Genomic DNA, 19865 nt, shown 5'->3' with positions numbered 1-19865 from the left:
AATAGGCTGGGGGCTGTTACCGTGGTGCAATGCGCTGCGCTTGGTGCACCCTACGCCTGTTAACCGGCCTCGGCGTTGCGGGTTGGGTGTTGCCCCTTGTTGTTCGCCGGGGTGATCCCGTTTGTCCCATACCGTAGGGTGCAATGAACGAAGTGAATTGCACCTCTATTCGACGCGGGTTTGCTTGCGGCAACAGGCTTGGCGGATTGCGCCATGGGCTTCACCTGTAAGGGGAGCGGTTACCGCGGACGATTACGCTTCGCTAATCGACCCTACCGACCCTGCTGGCGAAGTCATGCCAACGGGGTTGGCGACCCCTCACCCTAACCCTCTCCCGCAGGAGGAGAGGGGACGGTTGCCTTGGCGCAGGGGCGGGAGACCGGCTGGTCTCCGTGAAAGACGCTACCGCCCCTGACTGTCGCTGCCACATTGCGCCGTTGACCTTGGTTTGGGAAAAGGGGCCAACAGGCGCCGCCAAATATCTTACGGATTCATTGAGCGCTTAACTATGGCGGCTATCACGCAACTATCAGAAACCAGAGGTTTTTTTGCGCTGGCACAAGCTTTTGTTAATCACTGGTTGATTAATTGCGGGGTAAACCTTGTGTGGATGGTCGCCTTGGGTAATCCGTCGCTATCACCTTGATTCAAAACGGCGATCACAGACTTTTTGCGCCGTATGTCTAGACTGGGTTGGCCGCGGTCGCTGACCGCCGCCTCTAGATCAGCAGACAGGGTATAACTGAGCTGGCTCACCCCTATGTGTCACTGATGGAGGAGTCGGCCATGTCCGCTACCCGTATCTGGATTAAAAACCCCCTTGCCACCTTTACCCCCGAAACGGTCGATGGCCGCGGCGGGCTGGTGATTGAAAACGGTCTGATAAGCGAGGTGCTGGCGGCAGGCCAACAGCCTGCCTGCCCGACCGTGCGAACAGCTGTTCGATGCTCGCGACCATGTGGTGCTGCCGGGCCTTATCAATACCCACCACCACTTCTACCAGACCCTGACCCGTGCCTGGGGGCCGGTGGTCAATCAGCCGCTCTTCCCTTGGCTCAAGACTCTCTATCCGGTCTGGGCCAGATTGACGCCCGACGCTCTGGCGCTGGCGAGCAAGGTGGCGATGGCGGAGCTGCTGCTCTCGGGTTGCACCACGGCGGCCGATCACCACTACCTCTTCCCGCGCGGGATGGAGGAGTCCATCGATATTCAGGTGGCGGCGGTGCGTGAGCTGGGGATGCGCGCCATGCTGACCCGTGGCTCCATGAGCCTTGGCGAAGATGAGGGGGGCTTGCCGCCGCGCCACACGGTGCAGGGGCAGCAGCAGATCCTCGATGACAGTCTGCGGCTGGTGCGCCAGTATCACGAGCGCGGCGCCGGGGCGCAGATCCAGATTGCGCTGGCCCCTTGCTCCCCCTTCTCGGTGACCGAGGAGATCATGGTGGAAAGCGCCAGACTCGCGGCCGAGCTCGATGTGCGGCTGCACACCCATCTGGCGGAGACGCTGGATGAGGAGGCGTTCTGCCTTGCACGCTTTGGCCTGCGCACCGTCGATTATCTCGAAAAGGTGGGCTGGCTTGGCGATCGCACCTGGCTGGCCCACGGCATCCACTTCAATCCGGACGAGATTGCGCGGCTGGGGGCGGCGGGCACCGGGGTGTGCCACTGTCCGGTCTCCAATATGCGGCTCGCCTCCGGCATCTGCCCGACCCTGGATCTGGAGGCGGCTGGTGCGCCGGTGGGGCTCGGGGTGGATGGCTCGGCCTCCAACGATGCCTCGAACCTGATGCAGGAGGCCCGTCAGGCGCTCTATCTGCAGCGGCTGCGCTACGGCGCCGAGCGCATCACTCCGCGCAAGGTGCTGGAGTGGGCGACCGTAGGTTCGGCCCGGCTGCTCGGGCGCGGCGATCTCGGTGAGCTGCTGCCCGGCAAGCAGGCAGATCTGGCGCTGTTCAAGCTCGACGACCTGCGCTTTAGCGGCAGTCACGACCCCATCGCGGCCCTGATCTTGTGCGGCGCCGAGCGGGCCGATCGGGTGATGGTGGGTGGCAAGTGGCGGGTGGTGGATGGTGCCATCGAGGGGCTGGATATCGAGCAGCTTATTGCCCGTCACAAGGTGGCCGCCGCCGCGCTGGTGCATGGCTAGCCGACTCTGGTGCCACTCCCTGGCTGTATGGAGTTGGTATTACCTGACAGTTGTCCACAAAAGGGAGTGGTCATATGGCTTCAAACCGGATAACAAAACAGAGCCCCCTACTGTGTTATCTGGAGTCACCGTAGACCTGCAACGAGAAAAACTCAGCCTGCCAGAGCTCGCCAAAGAGCTCAATGACGAGTAACTTCGCCTGTTCGAGCGTCTCAGCCCAGAGTTTCGAGAACGTCAGATTGAGGTCCACTACACCGGAGAACTGGTGGCTGTCGGCTCCTTCTTCGTCGGCGCGATCCAAGGGGTTGGCAGGTGTATCTGCAAACCGTGCTGGACTGCTACAGCCGCCACGCCTGGGGACGGCTCTACACCAGCAAGCTGCCGGTGACCTCGGTCTATGTGCTCAATGAAACGGTACAGTCGTTTTTCGAGGCCCACGAGGCACGGGTCTATACCATCCTGTCGGATAACGGGCGCGAGTTCTGTGGGCGCCCAGACCATCATCCCTACGAGCTGTTCCTGCAACTGGAGGGGATTGAGCACCGGACAACCAAGGTACGCAGGCCGCAGAGCAACGGCTTTATCGAACGGCTGCATCGCACACTGCTGGATGAACACTTCCGTATCAAGGGGAGGACGACCTGGTATGAGTCGGTAGAGCAGATGCAGACAGACCTGGGTAGCTACCTGGCGCACTACAACACCCAGCGGCCGCATCAGGGCAGGATGATGGAGGGACTGACGCCCTACAGCATGTTCAAGAAGGGTCTGAAATTGATACCGAAGGAAGTGCGCTCTAAAGTAGCGTAAACAAGACACCGGCTTGAGGCCGGTGTCAGGTGATAACTAGATCTGTACAGCAGCTTAATAGACTTAATTTAAATGACTAACGGCCACTTCATTATTAACTCTACAGTCATTTTTTTTGATAATAAAGTAGCCAGCCAATTTTTTACCAACTCGTTGGGATGGCTTTTCCACTAGCTTATGTAAAACCCAAGATAAAAATATGCACCCACCAGTCACAATCAACAGTGAAACCCAAGCTTTCATGCCAAGATCGAGTAAGATTCTAAGCGCTACATAGCCAGCGACACCATGTATCACATAAAGTGGGTAGCTTATATCTGCCAGGAAATCGAAGAACTTGTTTGACCTGAAAAAATCCTGATACGTAAATGCAAAAATGAAGGTCAGCAATGCAAATGCATAGCTCCATGCTACCGTTATTCCGGCAGCTGCGGGGCCAATATACCATTGCAAACAGAAAAGGCAAAAAATCACTCCAATTAAAAGATATGCTTTGTCTCTTTCAATACGACCACGTTGGACATAGTGAAACACCACCCCAATGAACATATATATAATATATTGCGACACTGTCATAAAGGTCATTGCCAATTGCCACAACCTTGCATCCGTATTACCCCAACCGGGAATATACTTATTAATAACAATCGATGCTATGAAGATAAATATCGGGGCTAAAAAAACCATGGTTGATTGCTTTCGAAATAGCACAATCAATAACGCACAGACAAAATAAAACTTCATTTCTATCTCTAGCGTCCACACTATTCCATCAATACCTCTTGACCATAAGACATCTCTAATACCAGGTATGTAATGAATCAATACCTCTTGAGTAGTGAATGGCCACTCCCTTGAAAAATAATGCGAGCTAATTAAAATGGCAACCAACGTAATACTAAAACCTACAATATATGTTGGCACAATTCGCAGCATTCGATTGATAGTAAAACCAAACCAACTTGTTTTTTGCAAAGAAAATGGAATTACGAAGCCACTAATGATAAAAAATAATGCTACACCATATGCCCCCCAATTAAATAATGAAAAGGCGTTTAATAATGAAACATAAATAGGAATTGCATGCGTTTCAAAGGGAAGCATTGGCGCATTTGTTAACACCTCTACAGCTGCACGGCTTGACCAAAAAACGCCATAGTAATGTGAAATAACTACAGCTAATGCAGCAAAGCCTCTTAGAGTGTTTGCGAAATCAATCCTATTGCTTTTCTGGTTTTGCATATGGTTGACGTAGATAGTGAAAGATTGACAAATTGTAACATGAACTCAAGCACAGTCTGTAGTGGTCAACTAAATCCGGACTCTTGATTAGGCGGATCCTCGGCTTTTGCTGGCGTGACCCCGTAATTGTGTTGATGTGGATGCCGCCAGTTGTAGTAATCGGCGTTGTTGCCCAAATCCCCCAGCAAGTCATGACTTCCCCAGCCCCTGGTGACCGCAACACTCGGGGTTTTCTGACAGGTAGACCCAGGGTATTGAGTTTGTTTATGGCGCTTACATACGCCATGACTTCTCCCACTTGGCCGTTTAGTTACGCAGACTGATTTTCCCCGCCAACAACTGCTTGAACCGATACATCACCGTCTCGGCCAGCGAGCGACGGTGATACCCCGATATCTTCTTCCAGTCCGCTAGCCCTTCCTTGCGCATCACAACACAGCATCATTTCTCGGGTGTCCCTTTTCCATAACGCCGTGCTTTCGCTAGTCAGGATACAGGCTGTCGCCCCCTGTGCGCTAGATAAGCTGATGGCTGGCTTTACTGTCGTCGGCGCCATCCGCATAAACATGTCCCAGCGAGACTTCCGCCGCCACGATATCGTGGCTCACCGGATCTACCGCCAGATGCAACTTGCGCCACACTCGCCGTTTTTCGGCGCAGTGTTTGCTGACCTTTCACTCACCTTCACCAAACACCTTCAGCCCGGTTGAGTCGATAACCAAGTCGGTAACGCGTCCCCTTGGGGGGAGCGATAAGCCACTTTCACCATACGGGCTCGCTTGCAGACACAGCTATAGTCCGGTGCGCACAACGCCAGATTCCTCAACTCGAGCAGGGAGTCGAGTAGTCCCCGAGTGGCCCGCGGGGTGAAGTTGAAAATTCCCTTGAGCATCAGGAAGGTACAGATGGTCTGGTTGGTGTAGAACTGGCTGCGGCCTTGCCGTCCGTGATAGTCGTGGTGAAACCAGTTGCTCATGGCCTCGGCATCAACCCAGAAAGTGGGTGAACCACGGTGAATCAAAGACTTGTTGTATTTAGGCCAGTTGGTGATGGGGTGCAGCGAAATGCCCATGATGCAAACTTGAAGAGGATGGTGATGAGCAGATCACCGAGTCCTCAGCTAGTTCCATTCAAGCTGCATCGATTTGGGCAACAACGCCTAGCAATCCATCAGGTAATAGCTGATATCCAGCTTCGCTTCCCGCAGGTTCAGGTATCCCGTTGCTGGGAGCCACTGTGACTTCAAGCTTCTGAACAGCAACTCCATCGGGACGTTATCCCAGCAGTTACCACCATGATTGACAAGCCCGCTGCTGATAGGGCATCTCCAGAGCTTTGATGGCCAGATCTACATCAGGCTTACCAGAGATCGTCCAGCCCACAACTCGCTGGGTATGCAGGTCGAGCATCACAACCAGATAATGCCAACTAGCCCCTGCCCAAACCTAGGTGATATAGCCACACCTGATTGAGTTGCTGGACATCAAATTTGCGGACCAGCAGATCGGGAATATCCGGTCGTGCAGACCGGGCACCTTATAACGGTGTGCGCCCGGCTGTTTGGATGCCAACCCGGATTCCTTCATCAGGTTACGGACTTTGAATCGGCCAATCTGATACCCCAGCGTTCGCATCATCGACATCAAGGCGCGACTGCCTGCGGAATCCCGGCTCTCTTTGAACAAACGGCGCAACTAACGGCACTGTTGCATGCACTCACGGTTAATTACTCTCCTACGAACCAGATAATCATAAAAACAGAACGAGGGAGCATCGCAAGCGCAGCAGACCAAAGTGATGAGGGCTTTCCTCCAAGTCCTGTCAGGGATATCTAACGGGCTAAATGATCTGAGAGTAGTAACCAAAGCGAAAACAGGGACCGTAGAGCAGGACGGAGCCTTTCAGACCACCAGTAAGAGAACATTGAGCACAACACTGCGCTTTCATGGCCATGAATACCCGGTTGGAGAATGGAATAACTTACCAAGCAAGGAGTGGTGGAAGTAATCGGCCATACCCTAACCCACGCGGTAAATTCCTCGGCTATATACAGACCCGATAAAAGCCTGCCTTCAGCAGGCTTTGTTGTTATGAAGCTGTGGACTCAGCACAATCGCTGTCGCCACTTTGTCGCCATTTAGGCAAAACAAAAAGGCCGCTATTGCTAGCGGCCTTTTGTAACTATTTGATTTTAATGGTGCCCGAGGCCGGAATCGAACCGGCACGACGCGAACGCCGAGGGATTTTAAATGCTATTGGCAAGCCTTTAAAATCAAATAGTTATTTTAAAACAATGAGTTATGAATGCGACATAGAGTGACAAAATGCGGTGTTCTGCGAGCTGTGTGGATCAAATGTGGACACTACCGCAGCTTGTTCACTGTCAGCGGATTGAGCCGCAACGCATCCTCAAGGTGGTCTGGGGCAAAGTGGGCATAGCGCATCGTCATGGTGATGGTCGAGTGCCCGAGTATCTTTTGCAGCACCAGAATGTTACCACCGTTCATCATAAAATGGCTGGCAAAGGTGTGCCGCAACACATGGGTACTCTGCCCCGCCGGTAGCTGGATCCCAGCCTTGTTGATGGCGGATTCAAAATGGTGGTAGCACTCACTGAACAGTTTTCCCCTGCGCTTGGGGATAATGTCGATCAGCTCTTGGTTAATGGGCACGGTTCGACGTTTGCCCCCCTTGGTATGAGTGAAGGTCAACCGGTTCTGTGACACCTGCGACTGGGTCAGGTCCTGGATTTCTCCCCAACGCGCCCCTGTGGCCAAGCAGAGCCGCACCACAATGCCGAGATCTGGATTGCTGGCAGTGTCACAGGCCTCGAGCAATGCCTTGATCTCGTCAGGGTACAGAAACGCCAGCTCTGATTCGGAAACCCGGTAAAGCCGCATCCCGGCCAACGGATTCTCTGCCGTCCACTCACCCAACCGCTTTAGTTCATTGAACACTGCTCGCAGATAAGCGTGATCACGGTTCACCGTCGATGCGCTCACCCCCTTCCCTTCTTGCGTCGCCGCCCGTCGATCGCTCACTACGCCAGAGAGACGCGCCTCACGGTATTTGGCAAAGTCATTACCCGTAAACTCAGCAGCCAGTGGGTTGCCCAAGCTTTCGCAGATCAGCAGCAGTTTGGACCGACGCTGCTCACCATCACGCAAGCTCTGACCATGCAGGCCATACCAACGTTCAACCAGATCAGACAAGCGCCGGGTATCTGCCACAGGTTCGGCTGCCTGCTCATCATCACCCAGCCAAGGTTTTTCAGCGAACTGTTCAAGCTGCCACAGCTCCCAAGCAGCCGCCTCGCCTTTGGTGGCAAATCGCTTGCGCCTGCGCGGCCCATTGCGACCACCTGGGCGAATATCGGCAAGCCAAGGTAGTGGCTTGCCGTCGTCAAGTTTGCGGATGGTCATAATCCAATTTTTTCCATTATGACCTCTTTGCCTAATTCGTATTGAATTGCATTAGTGTCTAATGCCAGAAGAATTAACGGCCTCACATATGTAATGTAGGAAAATGAGATTGGTCCTTGCCATGGATAGTCTAATGCCTCCTTTCCACTTCTTTGACGCAAGTTATTTGCTATATCATGGATGTCATCCTTATCCAATCCTTCAACGCCAAGTCTTTCGGCTCCAATCACACCCAAATCAGAAAAGTAAACTCCCATTTGCTCTTTGGACATGTAAAGTGTTTGCCATTTCATCGAATGCCAAGCAGCTCCTGGCAAGTACGTCTCTTCAGTAAAATCGAAGTCATAGAATGAAAGCACCGTACTGATGAAAATATACAGACCAATTAGTGCAGGCATAATCTCCCCCTAAATTCATATAATCTCGACTGGTTCAATGATGACCAACGGGTATCTATTTTTTCGCCGTATTGTACCGCTGCATTTTTGTGTCTGCTGGCGTCATATACATGGGTGCCAGCAGACGTGTCCGCCATCATGTCGATATGGTTTGCATATTTCTTTGCAGGAGGAGCAATAAGAACCGCCATTGCAGACAAACCAACCGCTACACCGATGGCTGGCGGCTATACCGCCAACGGTTCCGAGGCGATCCGCACCCAGTCCTCTTCGTTGATGATCTGGATGTCCTGCCCTTTTTCCTTGGCTTTGATAGCGGCTTCAATCTTGCGTCCATGGCTGGTGAACATCCAATCTCGACTAGCTAAACTCCCGACGATCAACACATCAAGATGAGTTGTAACTCCCTTAATTGGAGAAGCGCCAAGCAGCTTAGCTTGCTGTTCTAGGTTATGGCGGGTGTCGGATAGGAATTTTCCTGTGAAGCATACTGTTTTGCCTTGGAGAGTCATCACATCTCCATCAGCAAAGAACTCAGTCGCCAATCCGGCAGCTAAACCTGATTCAGTGAAACGCTGGCCAGAGATTTGTTTTACCAGCTCCAATAGGTCTTCTCGTTCATCTTCAGTGATCTTACCGTCGGACAGAATATCGTTGAGGCGGCTGAACAGCAGACTACCCGGCCAAGAGGCCAAGAGGTCACGGTGCTTAAGTAATAATGAACTGAGCGCGAGAACCTCTTGCTCAACAATGTTGCTATCAGCACTAATGCCCTGCAGGAAACCAAGCAGCATGTTAACCAGCGCATCCATGTTGTCGTGCTCAATTTCGTTGTACTGCAACACATCGTTGAGTAGGTTCAGCAGGTCTTCTTTTTCATCAGCAGTGATAACACCGTCTTCGAGAACATCATGGATGAGGTCTTGAATATCGAGGAAATCACCATCTTTTTTGAACTCGGAATCCGATTTCAACCAAGTAGCCATAAAGAGGACTTCAGTATCATTGAGACGCTGATCAGCTGTGATTCCGCTCAAAATACCGTGAAGGCTGATCAGGGCTTTTTGCTTATTGCGCTTGTAACCGAATGACATTGGAACATCATGGAACTCTGACATGTTTTCTCCCTAAAACGTCTTGTCAGCCCAAGCATGTCGACCAATGTTTTTTCATCTTGGTTTGGCTATAAGCTGGCAACGGATGCAAAAACAGGGCCTATTAGCGCCCTGTTACTCTTTTTCTAAATATTCTGTGTTCTACCATCACGCCGATGATCTCGATGTGCTGCCGATCGGAGTGCATGGAAGGGTAATCATCATTAAGGGGGACAAGCTCAAACACCTCTTGCCCGTTTTCATCGATGCCGCGGGGTCGGAACTTCTTGAAAGTAGCTCCTTCGCTACCGTTCTTGGCAACAACATAATCGCCAGGGCGAGGTGACTCATCAGGGTCAACGATCACCAAGTCCCCTTCATTAAAGATCGGAGTCATGGAATTGCCGCGCAGCCAGAGACCGAAGCCACGAGGGCCAATATCGATACTGGCAGACACATACTCGACATTGCCGTCGAAGGTCGTGGCCTGCTCGCACATCTCCCGCCAGTTACCAGCTTGGACATAGCTCAGAATCGGAACACGATTACCCTGCGGTATCACTGCCGGTTCGACGTTGTGATAGCCGGGCATAGTTTCTTGGGAAGGAGCCGTCGCCCCCTCCCCACCACCGGCCAAAAGCCAGTCAACAGATACCCCCAGCGCTGCCGCCAAGTCATTGAGATAGCGGCCTTTCGGCTGGTTCAAACCAGACTCCCACTTCCCTACTGAAACGTCACTCACACCAATGGCTTTGGCAAGTGCAGTCTTCGAGAGATTCAGAGCCGTTCGTCTACTGAAAATGCGATCACTTATTGTCATCGCTCTAGCTTAACCTCGGCAATCCGAACAAAAGGTTGATACTTTACCGAAGTTAAGTTAGGCTCAGTTCAATCCAAACTTAAGGTCGGAAAAGAGGTCATGAAAAAAGAGGACGCAATCAGTTACTTCGGAAGTGCAGCAGAGCTAGCCAGAACCTTGAACATTTCAGAGCCAGCTGTATCCCGCTGGGGAAGCGACATTCCCAAAGGCCGAGCCTATCAAATCGAAGTGCTGACTGGCGGGAAGTTGAAAGCTACCCCAACAACAAAGCACTCGCGTACAGCACATTAAGGAGATCGCCATGACGATGGAAAACCATCCTGTCGAGCCCATCACCGAGGTACTGCGTGAGCTAGCGGCCATCAAGCAAGGGCTGGCCTTGCAAGCCCTGCCGGCCATTCCGCTCGATGCCTTTTTGGACATGCTGCTCGACGTCTACAAGTTCAAGCTCCCCAAGCGCACCGCCCAGGACATGATTGCCGATGGCCGCATTCCCATCATTCCCAAGCTACGCGCCGGCGATCAGCCCTGGGTCAATCTGGTGCGCTGGCGCGATATGGCCAGCGAGCCGGAGCAGTATTTCAAGCTGGTCAATGAGAACTCCGGACGGCGGTTGGCAAGCCGTGCGCTGACCAAGAAGCCCACGTCCCGCTCTGTGGCTTGATCACACAGTAGCGACTGCGAACAGGAGCTGAAAGTGTCTAACTGTCAACAAAACATACACCGCCATTTCGCCAGTGCTTGCGACCGCTTCAAGCAGGTGCACAACCTTGCCGACCTGGCTGCGCAGATCGGCATGAGTGCCGATGTGCTGCGCAACAAGTTCAACCCGGCTCAGGCGCGGCACAAGTTGACTGCGACTGACCTTATCGACCTTTACCGCGTCACCGGTGACGACACCCTGTTCGACGGGCTGCTGTTTGATTGCCAGTTGACGGCCGTGCGCTTGCCGGCGGCTGCGGCCGCAGCACCAGAAGCACGTGCCCAGCAGGCACTCAATGCGGGGGCCCAGATCCTGGGCGTCACCGCTCAGGCGACCACGCTGCTTGCCGGTGACCGCGTCACCAAATCCAACCGAAACACCGTCGTCACCGGCATCTGGGCTGGCATTGAGCACCTTGTGCTGCTGGCTACCGAGGTCGAAGACCGCTTTCACGCCGTCCCTGGTCTTGCGTGTGCCGCTGATATGGCGCGTGCAGCACTGGGCGCATAGGAGAAGCCATGAGACTGATTTGCCCCCACTGTGGTGCCCGCGCCAGCACTCGCACATCCATCCGGATGAGCCCGCTTTGCGGCATCGCCACTTATCAATGCAGCAATGTGGATTGCGGCCACACCTTCAAGGCGGGGTTCGAAATCATCGCAACCATCAGCCCCAGTGCCATGCCCAATCCGGCCATTGTGCTACCCATTGTCCCGCGCAGGGTGAAAGAGGTGGCCCAGTGATCCCCTCACTGGCCGCCAGATTCTGCGCCCAGGTGAAGGAGAAACCAGCATGCAACACACCCAGCCAGAGCCCCGCAACATCGCCGGTCTGACCGCCGAGGAGCAGGTGCTGATGAATACCGCAGGCATCGCGCTGTTGCGGGAGCACCTCAACCGGGCGGGTTCAAACCTTGACGGTGATTGGCTTAATGCGCCCAAGACCAAGCGCGTCGCCATTTGCACCATCGCCCGCCAGCCGTGGGATTCGCTGATGATGGCGACCCTCTCTGCCCTGCCCTATCAGCAGCGTGAGGCGATCCGCCTTGCGGTGATTGCGCTGGATTATCAGTCGCTGTTTCACAGCGGGTGTGATCCCAAGGTGTGGCACCCGTCGGTGAAGGTGACGCCAGCAGAACTAGCCGAGCGGAAGAAGAGAGAACAGGCCAAACGCCAGCAACTGGATCATGCGGTGCATGTCGCTGGCCAGATTGGCCAAGAAGGCCCGCGACCTATCGGGCACTAAAAAGCCCGCTTAACGGAGCTGCAACTCCAAGCGGGCCTTTATCAACAACGTATGAGGAAGTCGACATGGCAACTTTAGCGATCCCCTGCGCACTGCGCAACCTTCGCATCCAGCAACGCAAGCTGACGGGCCGCTATGGCGCCCGTCTGAGCCAACACCCGGACGGGGTGGCGCTGCTCGAGCGTTCCACCGCACTGGCTTGGGCTTCTCTGTTCAGCCGCATCAACCCCTGCACACCTCAACAAGGAGCCTGACCATGACCGCACAGCCAACCCAAATCAATCTGCTCAACCACCATGCCGCCAAACGCCTGCGCCAGTTGCGGGAACAGCTGAAATTGAGCCGCCCGAAGTTTGCCGACCTGCTGGGTATTCCACCCACCACGCTCAAGAACTACGAGCTGGGATACCGCGAGATTGGCGGCGGTTTGTTCCTGCTGATTGCCAACCACCCGGAGCTGAAACGGCACATCGACTGGCTACTGACTGGCATCGCCACACCGGAGGTGCAGCCATGAGGCAGATCTTCCACCCCATATCCCAACAGGAGGCGCTGGCAGAGTTGCCGCGCCTTCAGCAGCGGCTGACCGCCAAAGCTCGCCCTGCTTCTTTTACCTATCGGGGGTCAGAGGGCAAATCCCTGTTAGTCCAGGCGCAGCAGTCATTGCGCTGGCACCAGCTGTTTCACCACCTCAACCGGAGGGCCCGCCCATGAGTGATGCCATCAAGATTGCCAACCAAGCACCCAAGGTGATCGAGGGTCTGCTGGCCGAGATGTTTGCCGCACGCGCCGAGGATAACCGCATCGCCCTGGGCGCACTCTACTCGGGGAATGAATACATCCAGGTGCAACTGGTGGTGACCAGCAAGCCTGCGGATCTGCTCGATGACGATTTGGTGATGGAGGATGAGGCATGAGTACCACGCTGTTCACCCTGGCCAGCCTGAAAGAGTGGCTGGCCCAAAACGAATCGAAATTGCTGCCGACCGCCCCGCTCTGCTGTGGTGGTGAACTCGGTATCTCAATACGCATCGAGGCGGGCCATATCGCCATCGATGCGCCGGACTTTCAGGCAATAGATGAGGCATGCGATGAGCAACTTCGATCTGTTTGAGCTGGACGCCCAACAAGAGCAGAGCGAAGCCGGCCCTGCACATATGCAACCCACCACACCGGTCAGCCAGCTGACCACCCACTGGTTTGCCGCCCGCGCCGAGTTTATCGCTGCGGGCAGCGATGCCAGAGGCAACCGGGATCAGGTAGCCGAGCTGCTGGCGCTGGGCGCAATGCGCACCGTCTACTGGTTGGCCGCTGCAAATCTGGAGTTGGCACTGGCCCGGGAAATTGCCGAGTGGTGGGCAGAGTGCGCACCACTGCATGGACAGGGGGAGATCATCAAATGAGCCATGGACTGCAATGGGAGCTCACGCTCCTGCAAGATCGCTGGCAAGCCACCTACCGGGAAGACGAGGCACGGCTGCGCCTTTATCAGCGAGAGCTGGCCCATGCGCGCCGGCTACCTGCCCGCCCCCACGCCAGCATCAGGCAATTGCTGCGCCAGTGTGCGGCCGCTCGCCGATTGAAAGAGCACGCCAAAATGAGCGTTCGTGGCTGCCAGTCCCACATCAAACAGCTATCCGGTTATCTCTCTGCATGACCAGCAAGACCAAACGCCTGCCGCTGTCGAAAAGAACGCTGCGGCAGCGCATCGATACCCTTTGCAACTCTCTGCCCGGCGTCAACTTTGACGCCGCTTTTGCTGGTGACCGCGGCCAGTACGATCTGCTCTGGGCCATGCAACTACTCGATGGGCTCTCCACCGAGTTGACCAGGAACCTGTTCAAGCAGTACATCCGCCGCCGCAAAGACGGCAGCTTTAGCCACTGCCGCTCCGCCAACATCTGGTTGCGGGAGCGAACCAAGTGGGTGCGGATGCAACTCCAGGCCATCCCGGTCGATCCGAAACAGATGCGCGATGAGACCGGCCGCAAACAGATTGCCCACCAGTTCGCCAACCAGACTGCAGCCATTTACAAGCACATCGAGCAGGGCATCAAAGAAGGTGCCGAAGCGGATCTGCTGCTGACCTGGGAGCTGATACGCCAGCCTGCTGACCAGTGGGGTTTTATCGGCGAGCTGCCGAAGTTCAAAACCGAAGAGGCTCGGGATAACTGGATCTTGAGCGTGATGGTGCGCCTGCTCTCTGCCAAGTGGTGGGAGAAGCGCGTCAACCGCTGCTGGGACAGGCTGCAAGAGCACATCAATATCCTGCTCGGCAAAGTGCGCAAGGGCGTATCTGCTTATGTATCAAACGCCACCATGAAGGTGGTACGCGAACGCAAGCGGGCCATGATGCGCTGGCTGGCCGAGTCAGAAGTGGTGAACGAGCGTTATGACCTGGTCGTGTCGATGAAGGATTGCTGGGAGGCCAGCAATGCCAACCCGGTGAACCGCCGCAACGAAATGATGGTGCGGGCGCGAGGGTTCAATGACTATGCCGAGGAGCAGGGTCATGTGGGGGTCTTCTTCACCTGGACAGCCCCGAGCCGCTTTCATGCCTGGACACAAAAGCACAACGGCAAAGCGGTAGAGAACAAGCGATATCAAGGGGCCACGCCGCGGGAGACCTGCGCCTATCTGGCCAAGCTATGGAGCCGCACCAGAGCTGCCCTCAAACGGTGGAACGCCCCCGTTTATGGATTTCGCGTTTGCGAGGCTCACCACGACGGCACCCCGCACTGGCATCTGCTGCTATTTATGCGCCCGGAAGATCGCAACCGGGTGATCGGTATTCTACAACGCTATGCCCTGACCGATGACCACGAAGAGCTGGTACGGGATATCAAGGGCACCCCACCCTTTACCGACTTTACTCCCCGCTTTGACTGGAAAGAGATAGACCCGGCCAAGGGGGATGCCGCCGGCTATCTCGCCAAATACATTGCCAAGAACATCGACGGCGCCTACCTGGACGATGACGAGGAGGCCGGTACCGCCGCCGATGAGGGTGCCCTGCATGCCGTAGCTTGGGCCAGTTGGTGGGGCATTCGCACCTTCCAGCAGATCGGAGGTGCTCCAGTCGGGGTATGGCGTGAACTGCGCCGCATCAGCAACGCCAAGAAGAATGCCGATCTGGTGGGCCCACCCAAGCCAGTGCTGCAAGACCCGCGCTTTGAGGCGGCTCGCTTTGCCGCAGATAACGGCATCTTTCGCTGTTACCTGCACGCCATGGGCGGTGCACTGGCGACCCGTGCCGAACACCCGATCAAGCTGGCCCACCTCATTGAGGAGCAAGCCAACAGCTACGGCGAAGACATCAAACGCCTGATGGGCATTACCTCCGCTCGCCTTGGCATCAAGACCCGCCTGCAAGGGTGGGAAGTGATGCCTGCAGGTACCTATGTTGCCAATAGAGCCGCCGAGGCTGCAGCGAGGGGTGTTGGGGTTAAGGCGGGCGACAGCCCAGCACCTTGGAGCTCTGACAATAACTGTACGCGGCCGGATCCTGAGGCCTTCGCAGACCAGATCATGAGGGAACAATGGGGGTTATCGCCCTTCTCCATCGACCGATTGCGGGCTGGTGCCAACGTCACGGTGGACGGTTTCACCCTCTGGCTGGAGAACGGGCAGGTGCAGTCGAGCCGCTTGACCCTATCGGGCGATGGCGACCCACTTATCGAGTTGGAATGGTTACGGGCCATGGTTGGTGTACCAGAACCGGACGAACAGCCCGATACTATTCCTCCCGATGATGAGCATTGGCCAACACTAGTGATGGATTGCTACGAGCTGTTCAACACTTGCGGATTTGCAGCATGCCATCAGTGGATCACGGATCTGCCCAATCCATATCGGTGTGAGCTCTGGCGCGTGCTGGATAAGTTAGACCGCGCAGAGCAACACGATATGCCGAGTTCGTTGTTTGACGAACTGATAAACGAGGTAGAGTTTGACTGACCTATTTTCCAGATTGGAAGCCCTGCAGGGCGAACTACCCGATACGCCCTATACCTACAAACCACTGACGGCGGCACAATATGATGCTCTGGAATGCCAGATATACCGGATGGGCCCGCAGATTGACGGCACACCGGCATGGTCGCCTGAACGGATGCTTGGATGGCTGCAACAGCAACCGCCGCATATTCGAGGGGTGGCCATCGCCATGATGCGCCGGGTTTTCCGGCTGGAGCGGGTAGGGATCCCTTCCCTGCCGCAAGCCATTCCCGGCCGCCAGAAAGCCACCAAGCTGATGGCCCCCACATCCCAGCCGACACTCCCGCTGCTCTCCGCCGATGGCCGCCCCGTGGGCAAGTGCCACCTTGTGGATGGCCTGGTGCCGGTGAACATCGACCAGAGCGGCACCATCCGCTGCGCCATCACCGGCCGCACCCTCTTTATCGCACCTGGCAGCAGCACCGACCGCGCCAACCCAGGCGCAACCGAACAGCTCAACCCTCTTTATCAGCCAACCAAACACCAGATTGTCACAGATCATAGGGCGCTCTCGATCTAAGCTGCATGTTGCTTGTTCGCATCAACCCAAAAGAGTCATAAAAATAAAAAAGAGCGGGAAAGCCGCTCTTTGCCATATGAAATACGCTTTAACATTTATCGACGACATCTACACCTGATGGCACACGTTTCTTGCCAGTAATCATCGCCCGAATTAAGTCGCCGTGAGTCAAACGGTCAATCGCAATGACAGCTAATACATGCACGAAAATCGCTATCTGCAACGCTTTGGCAAAAAACTCATGGATACCTTCCATTATCTCATCACCAAACAGATCCTCATAGTTAGTCAGAATCCCAGTAACAGCTGTACCAACCAAACAGGTCAGTAACAAGATAATCATCAAGGAGCCCATAGGGTTATGCCCTGCGTGATAGGGGTGCTCCCCTTTCATGCTCGCTTGGACGTAACCAGTCACACGGGCTGGGGTGGGAAACCACTGAGTGAACTTTGCGTAATGAGACCCCAAAAAGCCCCACACGATTCGTATCACCAACAATCCAGACAAGGTATAGCCGACATAACGATGGTTACGATGCCCCTCCTCGAGAATAAAGAGATTGAGCACACATAGTACGACAGTCGCCCAGTGAAAAAACCTGACCAGAAGATCCCAGACTTTGATTTCATTATTGTTCGACATCATTTTCTCCATAACCTTTCAAGACGTCATGATGAGCCGTCACCCACCATCCCGCCGTTCCTAGAATGCATGAGATGATGCCGATGATTTCTTAAGAGATGCTTAAGCTACGCAACTGATTGACAAAAAAACATTTTGACCAAAAAACCACCGACAGAGACCAGGATACGGCCTTAACTCTTCCTTAAGTTTCAAGCACTATCTTGTATCAAATGCCCCGCTATTGATAAAGATCACACTTTCACAAATCTTTACAAATGCCCCGTAATCAATCCTCATGCGAGGCTGTTACTATCCGCATGCCATGTAATGGATTGCAAAAAATAATTTAAGAATTCAAAATTTCTCAGGGAGAAGTCATGCCTTCAGTTGTTAAAATAAAGATTGTTCCATTTATTTTATTGTTGGCGCTAGTGTTTGCTTTTTTACTAAACTGGCCTGTTCTACTTCACTTTTACGAAATACTGTCAAAAATTGATCATTTTAAAATAGGGTTTGCTATCTCAATACCAATTCTGCTGGTAGCTGCATTAAACTTCGTGTTTATGCCTTTTTCGATACGCTACTTGCTAAAGCCTTTCTTCGCATTCCTCTTCATTACTGGCTCTATCGTCAGCTACACCATGATGAAGTACCGCGTCCTGTTTGATCGGGACATGATCCAGAATATCTTCGAGACCAACCAGAGCGAAGCTTACTCCTATATCAATTTACCTATCGTTGCCTGGGTACTGCTGGCTGGGGTTGTTCCTGCGGTATTACTGTTTTTTGTGAAAATTGAGTATCCAAATACATGGTATAGGGGACTCTTCCAGCGCGGAGTCTCCATGCTGGCCTCGCTCGCTGTCATTGGTGTTATTGCCGCGTTTTACTATCAAGACTATGCCTCGATTGGACGCAACAATCAGACCCTGAATCGTGAAATAGTCCCTGCAAATTTTGTCTACAGCACGACCAAGTATCTCTATAAGCGTTACATGGCTGAGCCTGTTCCCTTTACCACAGTCGGAGATGATGCCACTCGGGTTGCAAAAGAGGACAAGCCGACTCTGATGTTCCTGGTGGTCGGGGAGACAGCTCGTGGTAAGAACTTCTCAATGAACGGCTATGAAAAAGAGACCAATGCCTTCACCAGCAAAAGTGGTGATGTGATCTCTTTCAATGATGTTCGTTCATGTGGAACTGCGACCGCTGTATCGGTGCCCTGCATGTTCTCCAACATGGGCCGTAAGGAGTATGACGACAATCGAGCTCGCAATAGCGAGGGGCTCCTGGATGTGTTGCAGAAGACCGGGGTATCAGTTTTCTGGAAAGAGAATGATGGTGGTTGCAAGGGAGTATGTGATCGGGTGCCAAATATCGAAATCCAACCGAAAGATCACCCGCAGTTCTGCGATAAAAACACCTGCTATGACGAGGTGGTATTGCAAAACCTCGATGATGAGGTGGCACAAATGAAAGGGGACAAGCTGGTTGGCTTCCACCTGATCGGTAGCCATGGTCCGACATATTACAAACGCTACCCAGATACTCACCGACAATTCTTGCCTGACTGCCCTCGCAGCGACATCGAAAACTGCACGGATGAAGAATTGGCTAATACCTATGACAACACGATCCGTTACACCGACTTTGTCATTGCAGAGATGATTGCCAAGCTGAAAAAGTATGAAGATAAGTACAACACCGCACTTATCTATGTCTCTGATCACGGTGAGTCACTGGGTGCCTTGGGGCTGTATCTGCATGGTACGCCATACAAGTTTGCCCCCGATGACCAGACCCGAGTGCCGATGCAGGTATGGATGTCCCCCGGTTTCTCCAAAGAGAAAGGGCTTGATATGAATTGCCTGCAGAAAAAAGCGGCTGATACCCGTTACTCCCACGACAACATTTTTTCATCTGTGTTGGGGATCTGGGATGTAAATACAGCGGTATATGACCAAGGACTGGATATCTTTAGCCAGTGCCGGACAGTGCAATAAACCTTATCTGGGGTACTGGAGTGCCCCTCTTTATTTGCGGTATTTCGTAAGCAGTAAAAGTTAAAATTCGAGAGAGGAAGACGAAATGGCTAAACCAGGTGCAACAGGGATAACCCGCATCATTCATGCAACCAACTACAGCATGAAAGGATTGTCATCTGCATGGCGACATGAAGCAGCGTTTCGCCAAGAGCTATTGCTCATCTTGCTACTGATGCCACTGGCATTTTTTGTTGGCGACGGACTTAACCAGATTTTACTGTTGATAGTCATCAGCTGGTTGGTCGTTATTGTAGAAATCCTCAACTCTGCAGTTGAAGCGGTCGTTGATCGCATTGGCTCTGAGCATCATGAACTGTCTGGCAGGGCTAAAGATATGGGTTCTGCCGCTGTTTTTATCTCGCTCGCACTGAATGCCCTTGTTTGGGGCGCACTGACCGGCCGTAACCTGTTGGAGTGGTGGTAAGTAGAGCATGAAAGGATCTGACGGAAAATGAAGGATCGCAAAAAGGATCCGTTATCCCCCGCGCAGCCAGTGCTGGCGCGGGGAGCCGATACCCTCCCCCAGTCGTTCACCTGCATGATTTTCAACACATAAAGCGCGCAGGCGAGGCGGGGTCCCGATTGCGCGCGCTGGGTGTTGAGGGACCTTTCGAGGCTTCGCTCATGCTCGCAGGTGCGCGTGAAGGATCTCGGGAGTGTGGCTGCGAAGAGATAGCCGGCGATGGCCTGTAACGCGACTGGTGGGCTCTGGCAGGATGGGTGCTCAGCCAAAACAAAGCCCCCTGGGTAGGGGGCTTTGAATTAAATCATGGAGGAATTTGGAGGAATTCCAATTTGA

General features: G+C 53.9%; 22 protein-coding genes and 3 pseudogenes. 17 read left to right on the top strand and 8 right to left on the bottom strand.

Annotated features, from left to right (window positions below; genetic code table 11):
- Window positions 1-961 precede the first annotated feature (961 nt).
- Both G5137_RS18650 and G5137_RS18645 read left to right on the top strand, forming a co-directional pair.
- Window positions 962-2146, top strand: a complete 1185-nt coding sequence (locus G5137_RS18650) for an 8-oxoguanine deaminase (protein ID WP_421255786.1) — start codon at window positions 962-964, stop codon at window positions 2144-2146.
- A gap of 175 nt (window positions 2147-2321) precedes the next feature.
- Window positions 2322-2956: pseudogene (locus G5137_RS18645) on the top strand (integrase core domain-containing protein); the annotation flags it as partial.
- Between the two features lie 63 nt (window positions 2957-3019).
- On the opposite strand, the gene G5137_RS18640 reads toward G5137_RS18645, so the two are convergent.
- The 7 genes and pseudogenes from G5137_RS18640 to G5137_RS18610 form a co-directional block, all read right to left on the bottom strand.
- Entirely contained in the window at window positions 3020-4198 is a 1179-nt protein-coding gene (locus tag G5137_RS18640; RefSeq protein ID WP_216953306.1) for an acyltransferase family protein, read from the bottom strand.
- Between the two features lie 220 nt (window positions 4199-4418).
- Window positions 4419-5270: pseudogene (locus G5137_RS18635) on the bottom strand (IS5 family transposase); the annotation flags it as partial.
- 93 nt (window positions 5271-5363) lie between these two features.
- Window positions 5364-6021 (bottom strand): annotated as a pseudogene (locus tag G5137_RS18630) (IS3 family transposase); the annotation flags it as partial.
- A 540-nt stretch (window positions 6022-6561) separates the two neighbouring features.
- Complete coding sequence (locus G5137_RS18625) at window positions 6562-7620, bottom strand: phage integrase (protein ID WP_421255785.1); 1059 nt, start codon at window positions 7618-7620, stop codon at window positions 6562-6564.
- The gene (locus G5137_RS18620) at window positions 7617-8018 is read right to left on the bottom strand and encodes a hypothetical protein (RefSeq protein ID WP_110303031.1); all 402 of its coding nucleotides are present in this window, start codon (window positions 8016-8018) and stop codon (window positions 7617-7619) included. The genes G5137_RS18625 and G5137_RS18620 overlap by 4 nt, the downstream gene beginning before the upstream one ends.
- A gap of 227 nt (window positions 8019-8245) precedes the next feature.
- Window positions 8246-9136 carry a BRCT domain-containing protein gene (locus G5137_RS18615; RefSeq protein WP_110303030.1) on the bottom strand — a complete coding sequence of 297 codons (891 nt, stop codon included), beginning with the start codon at window positions 9134-9136 and terminating at the stop codon, window positions 8246-8248.
- 100 nt (window positions 9137-9236) lie between these two features.
- Window positions 9237-9932 (bottom strand): LexA family protein, encoded by a 696-nt coding sequence (locus tag G5137_RS18610; RefSeq protein WP_110303029.1) that lies wholly within the window; start codon window positions 9930-9932, stop codon window positions 9237-9239.
- 99 nt (window positions 9933-10031) lie between these two features.
- On the opposite strand from G5137_RS18610, the gene G5137_RS18605 reads away from it, so the two are divergent.
- From G5137_RS18605 to G5137_RS18545, 13 genes are all read left to right on the top strand, one after another.
- A complete protein-coding gene (locus G5137_RS18605) occupies window positions 10032-10223 on the top strand; it encodes a Cro/CI family transcriptional regulator (RefSeq protein WP_110303028.1) in 192 nt (63 codons plus the stop codon).
- Window positions 10224-10233: 10 nt separating this feature from the next.
- Window positions 10234-10596, top strand: coding sequence for a hypothetical protein (locus tag G5137_RS18600; protein ID WP_110303027.1), 363 nt, complete (start codon window positions 10234-10236; stop codon window positions 10594-10596).
- A gap of 33 nt (window positions 10597-10629) precedes the next feature.
- A complete protein-coding gene (locus G5137_RS18595) occupies window positions 10630-11145 on the top strand; it encodes a phage regulatory CII family protein (RefSeq protein ID WP_216988478.1) in 516 nt (171 codons plus the stop codon).
- A gap of 8 nt (window positions 11146-11153) precedes the next feature.
- Entirely contained in the window at window positions 11154-11378 is a 225-nt protein-coding gene (locus G5137_RS18590; protein ID WP_005351998.1) for an ogr/Delta-like zinc finger family protein, read from the top strand.
- Between the two features lie 49 nt (window positions 11379-11427).
- Window positions 11428-11880, top strand: a complete 453-nt coding sequence (locus tag G5137_RS18585; protein WP_058056132.1) for a hypothetical protein — start codon at window positions 11428-11430, stop codon at window positions 11878-11880.
- A gap of 65 nt (window positions 11881-11945) precedes the next feature.
- Window positions 11946-12134, top strand: coding sequence for a hypothetical protein (locus tag G5137_RS18580; RefSeq protein WP_058056131.1), 189 nt, complete (start codon window positions 11946-11948; stop codon window positions 12132-12134).
- A 2-nt stretch (window positions 12135-12136) separates the two neighbouring features.
- The gene (locus G5137_RS18575; protein ID WP_005352009.1) at window positions 12137-12397 is read left to right on the top strand and encodes a helix-turn-helix domain-containing protein; all 261 of its coding nucleotides are present in this window, start codon (window positions 12137-12139) and stop codon (window positions 12395-12397) included.
- Window positions 12398-12590: 193 nt separating this feature from the next.
- A complete protein-coding gene (locus G5137_RS18570) occupies window positions 12591-12797 on the top strand; it encodes a hypothetical protein (RefSeq protein ID WP_421255784.1) in 207 nt (68 codons plus the stop codon).
- Window positions 12794-12994 carry a hypothetical protein gene (locus tag G5137_RS18565; protein WP_216988481.1) on the top strand — a complete coding sequence of 67 codons (201 nt, stop codon included), beginning with the start codon at window positions 12794-12796 and terminating at the stop codon, window positions 12992-12994. The genes G5137_RS18570 and G5137_RS18565 overlap by 4 nt, the downstream gene beginning before the upstream one ends.
- The gene (locus tag G5137_RS18560; RefSeq protein ID WP_206901623.1) at window positions 12972-13283 is read left to right on the top strand and encodes a hypothetical protein; all 312 of its coding nucleotides are present in this window, start codon (window positions 12972-12974) and stop codon (window positions 13281-13283) included. Before G5137_RS18565 ends, G5137_RS18560 begins: the two co-directional genes overlap by 23 nt.
- On the top strand, window positions 13280-13537 hold the full coding sequence (locus G5137_RS18555; protein WP_323893780.1) for a hypothetical protein: 258 nt from the start codon (window positions 13280-13282) through the stop codon (window positions 13535-13537). The genes G5137_RS18560 and G5137_RS18555 overlap by 4 nt, the downstream gene beginning before the upstream one ends.
- Entirely contained in the window at window positions 13534-15837 is a 2304-nt protein-coding gene (locus G5137_RS18550) for a replication endonuclease (RefSeq protein ID WP_421255783.1), read from the top strand. Before G5137_RS18555 ends, G5137_RS18550 begins: the two co-directional genes overlap by 4 nt.
- Complete coding sequence (locus G5137_RS18545; protein WP_421255782.1) at window positions 15830-16396, top strand: hypothetical protein; 567 nt, start codon at window positions 15830-15832, stop codon at window positions 16394-16396. The genes G5137_RS18550 and G5137_RS18545 overlap by 8 nt, the downstream gene beginning before the upstream one ends.
- An 88-nt stretch (window positions 16397-16484) precedes the next feature.
- On the opposite strand, the gene G5137_RS18540 is transcribed toward G5137_RS18545, so the two are convergent.
- Window positions 16485-17051 (bottom strand): cytochrome b/b6 domain-containing protein, encoded by a 567-nt coding sequence (locus tag G5137_RS18540; RefSeq protein WP_421255781.1) that lies wholly within the window; start codon window positions 17049-17051, stop codon window positions 16485-16487.
- A 347-nt stretch (window positions 17052-17398) separates the two neighbouring features.
- Here G5137_RS18540 and G5137_RS18535 point away from each other — a divergent pair, with 347 nt between their 5' ends.
- Both G5137_RS18535 and G5137_RS18530 read left to right on the top strand, forming a co-directional pair.
- Window positions 17399-19024 carry an MCR-3-related phosphoethanolamine--lipid A transferase gene (locus G5137_RS18535; protein WP_421255780.1) on the top strand — a complete coding sequence of 542 codons (1626 nt, stop codon included), beginning with the start codon at window positions 17399-17401 and terminating at the stop codon, window positions 19022-19024.
- 85 nt (window positions 19025-19109) lie between these two features.
- Complete coding sequence (locus G5137_RS18530) at window positions 19110-19490, top strand: diacylglycerol kinase (protein WP_421255779.1); 381 nt, start codon at window positions 19110-19112, stop codon at window positions 19488-19490.
- Window positions 19491-19865 lie beyond the last annotated feature (375 nt).

The organism is Aeromonas sp. 600282, assembly GCF_049175755.1.
Taxonomy (GTDB): domain Bacteria; phylum Pseudomonadota; class Gammaproteobacteria; order Enterobacterales; family Aeromonadaceae; genus Aeromonas; species Aeromonas veronii_A.
This window is presented reverse-complemented; position numbering and strand designations above follow the sequence as displayed.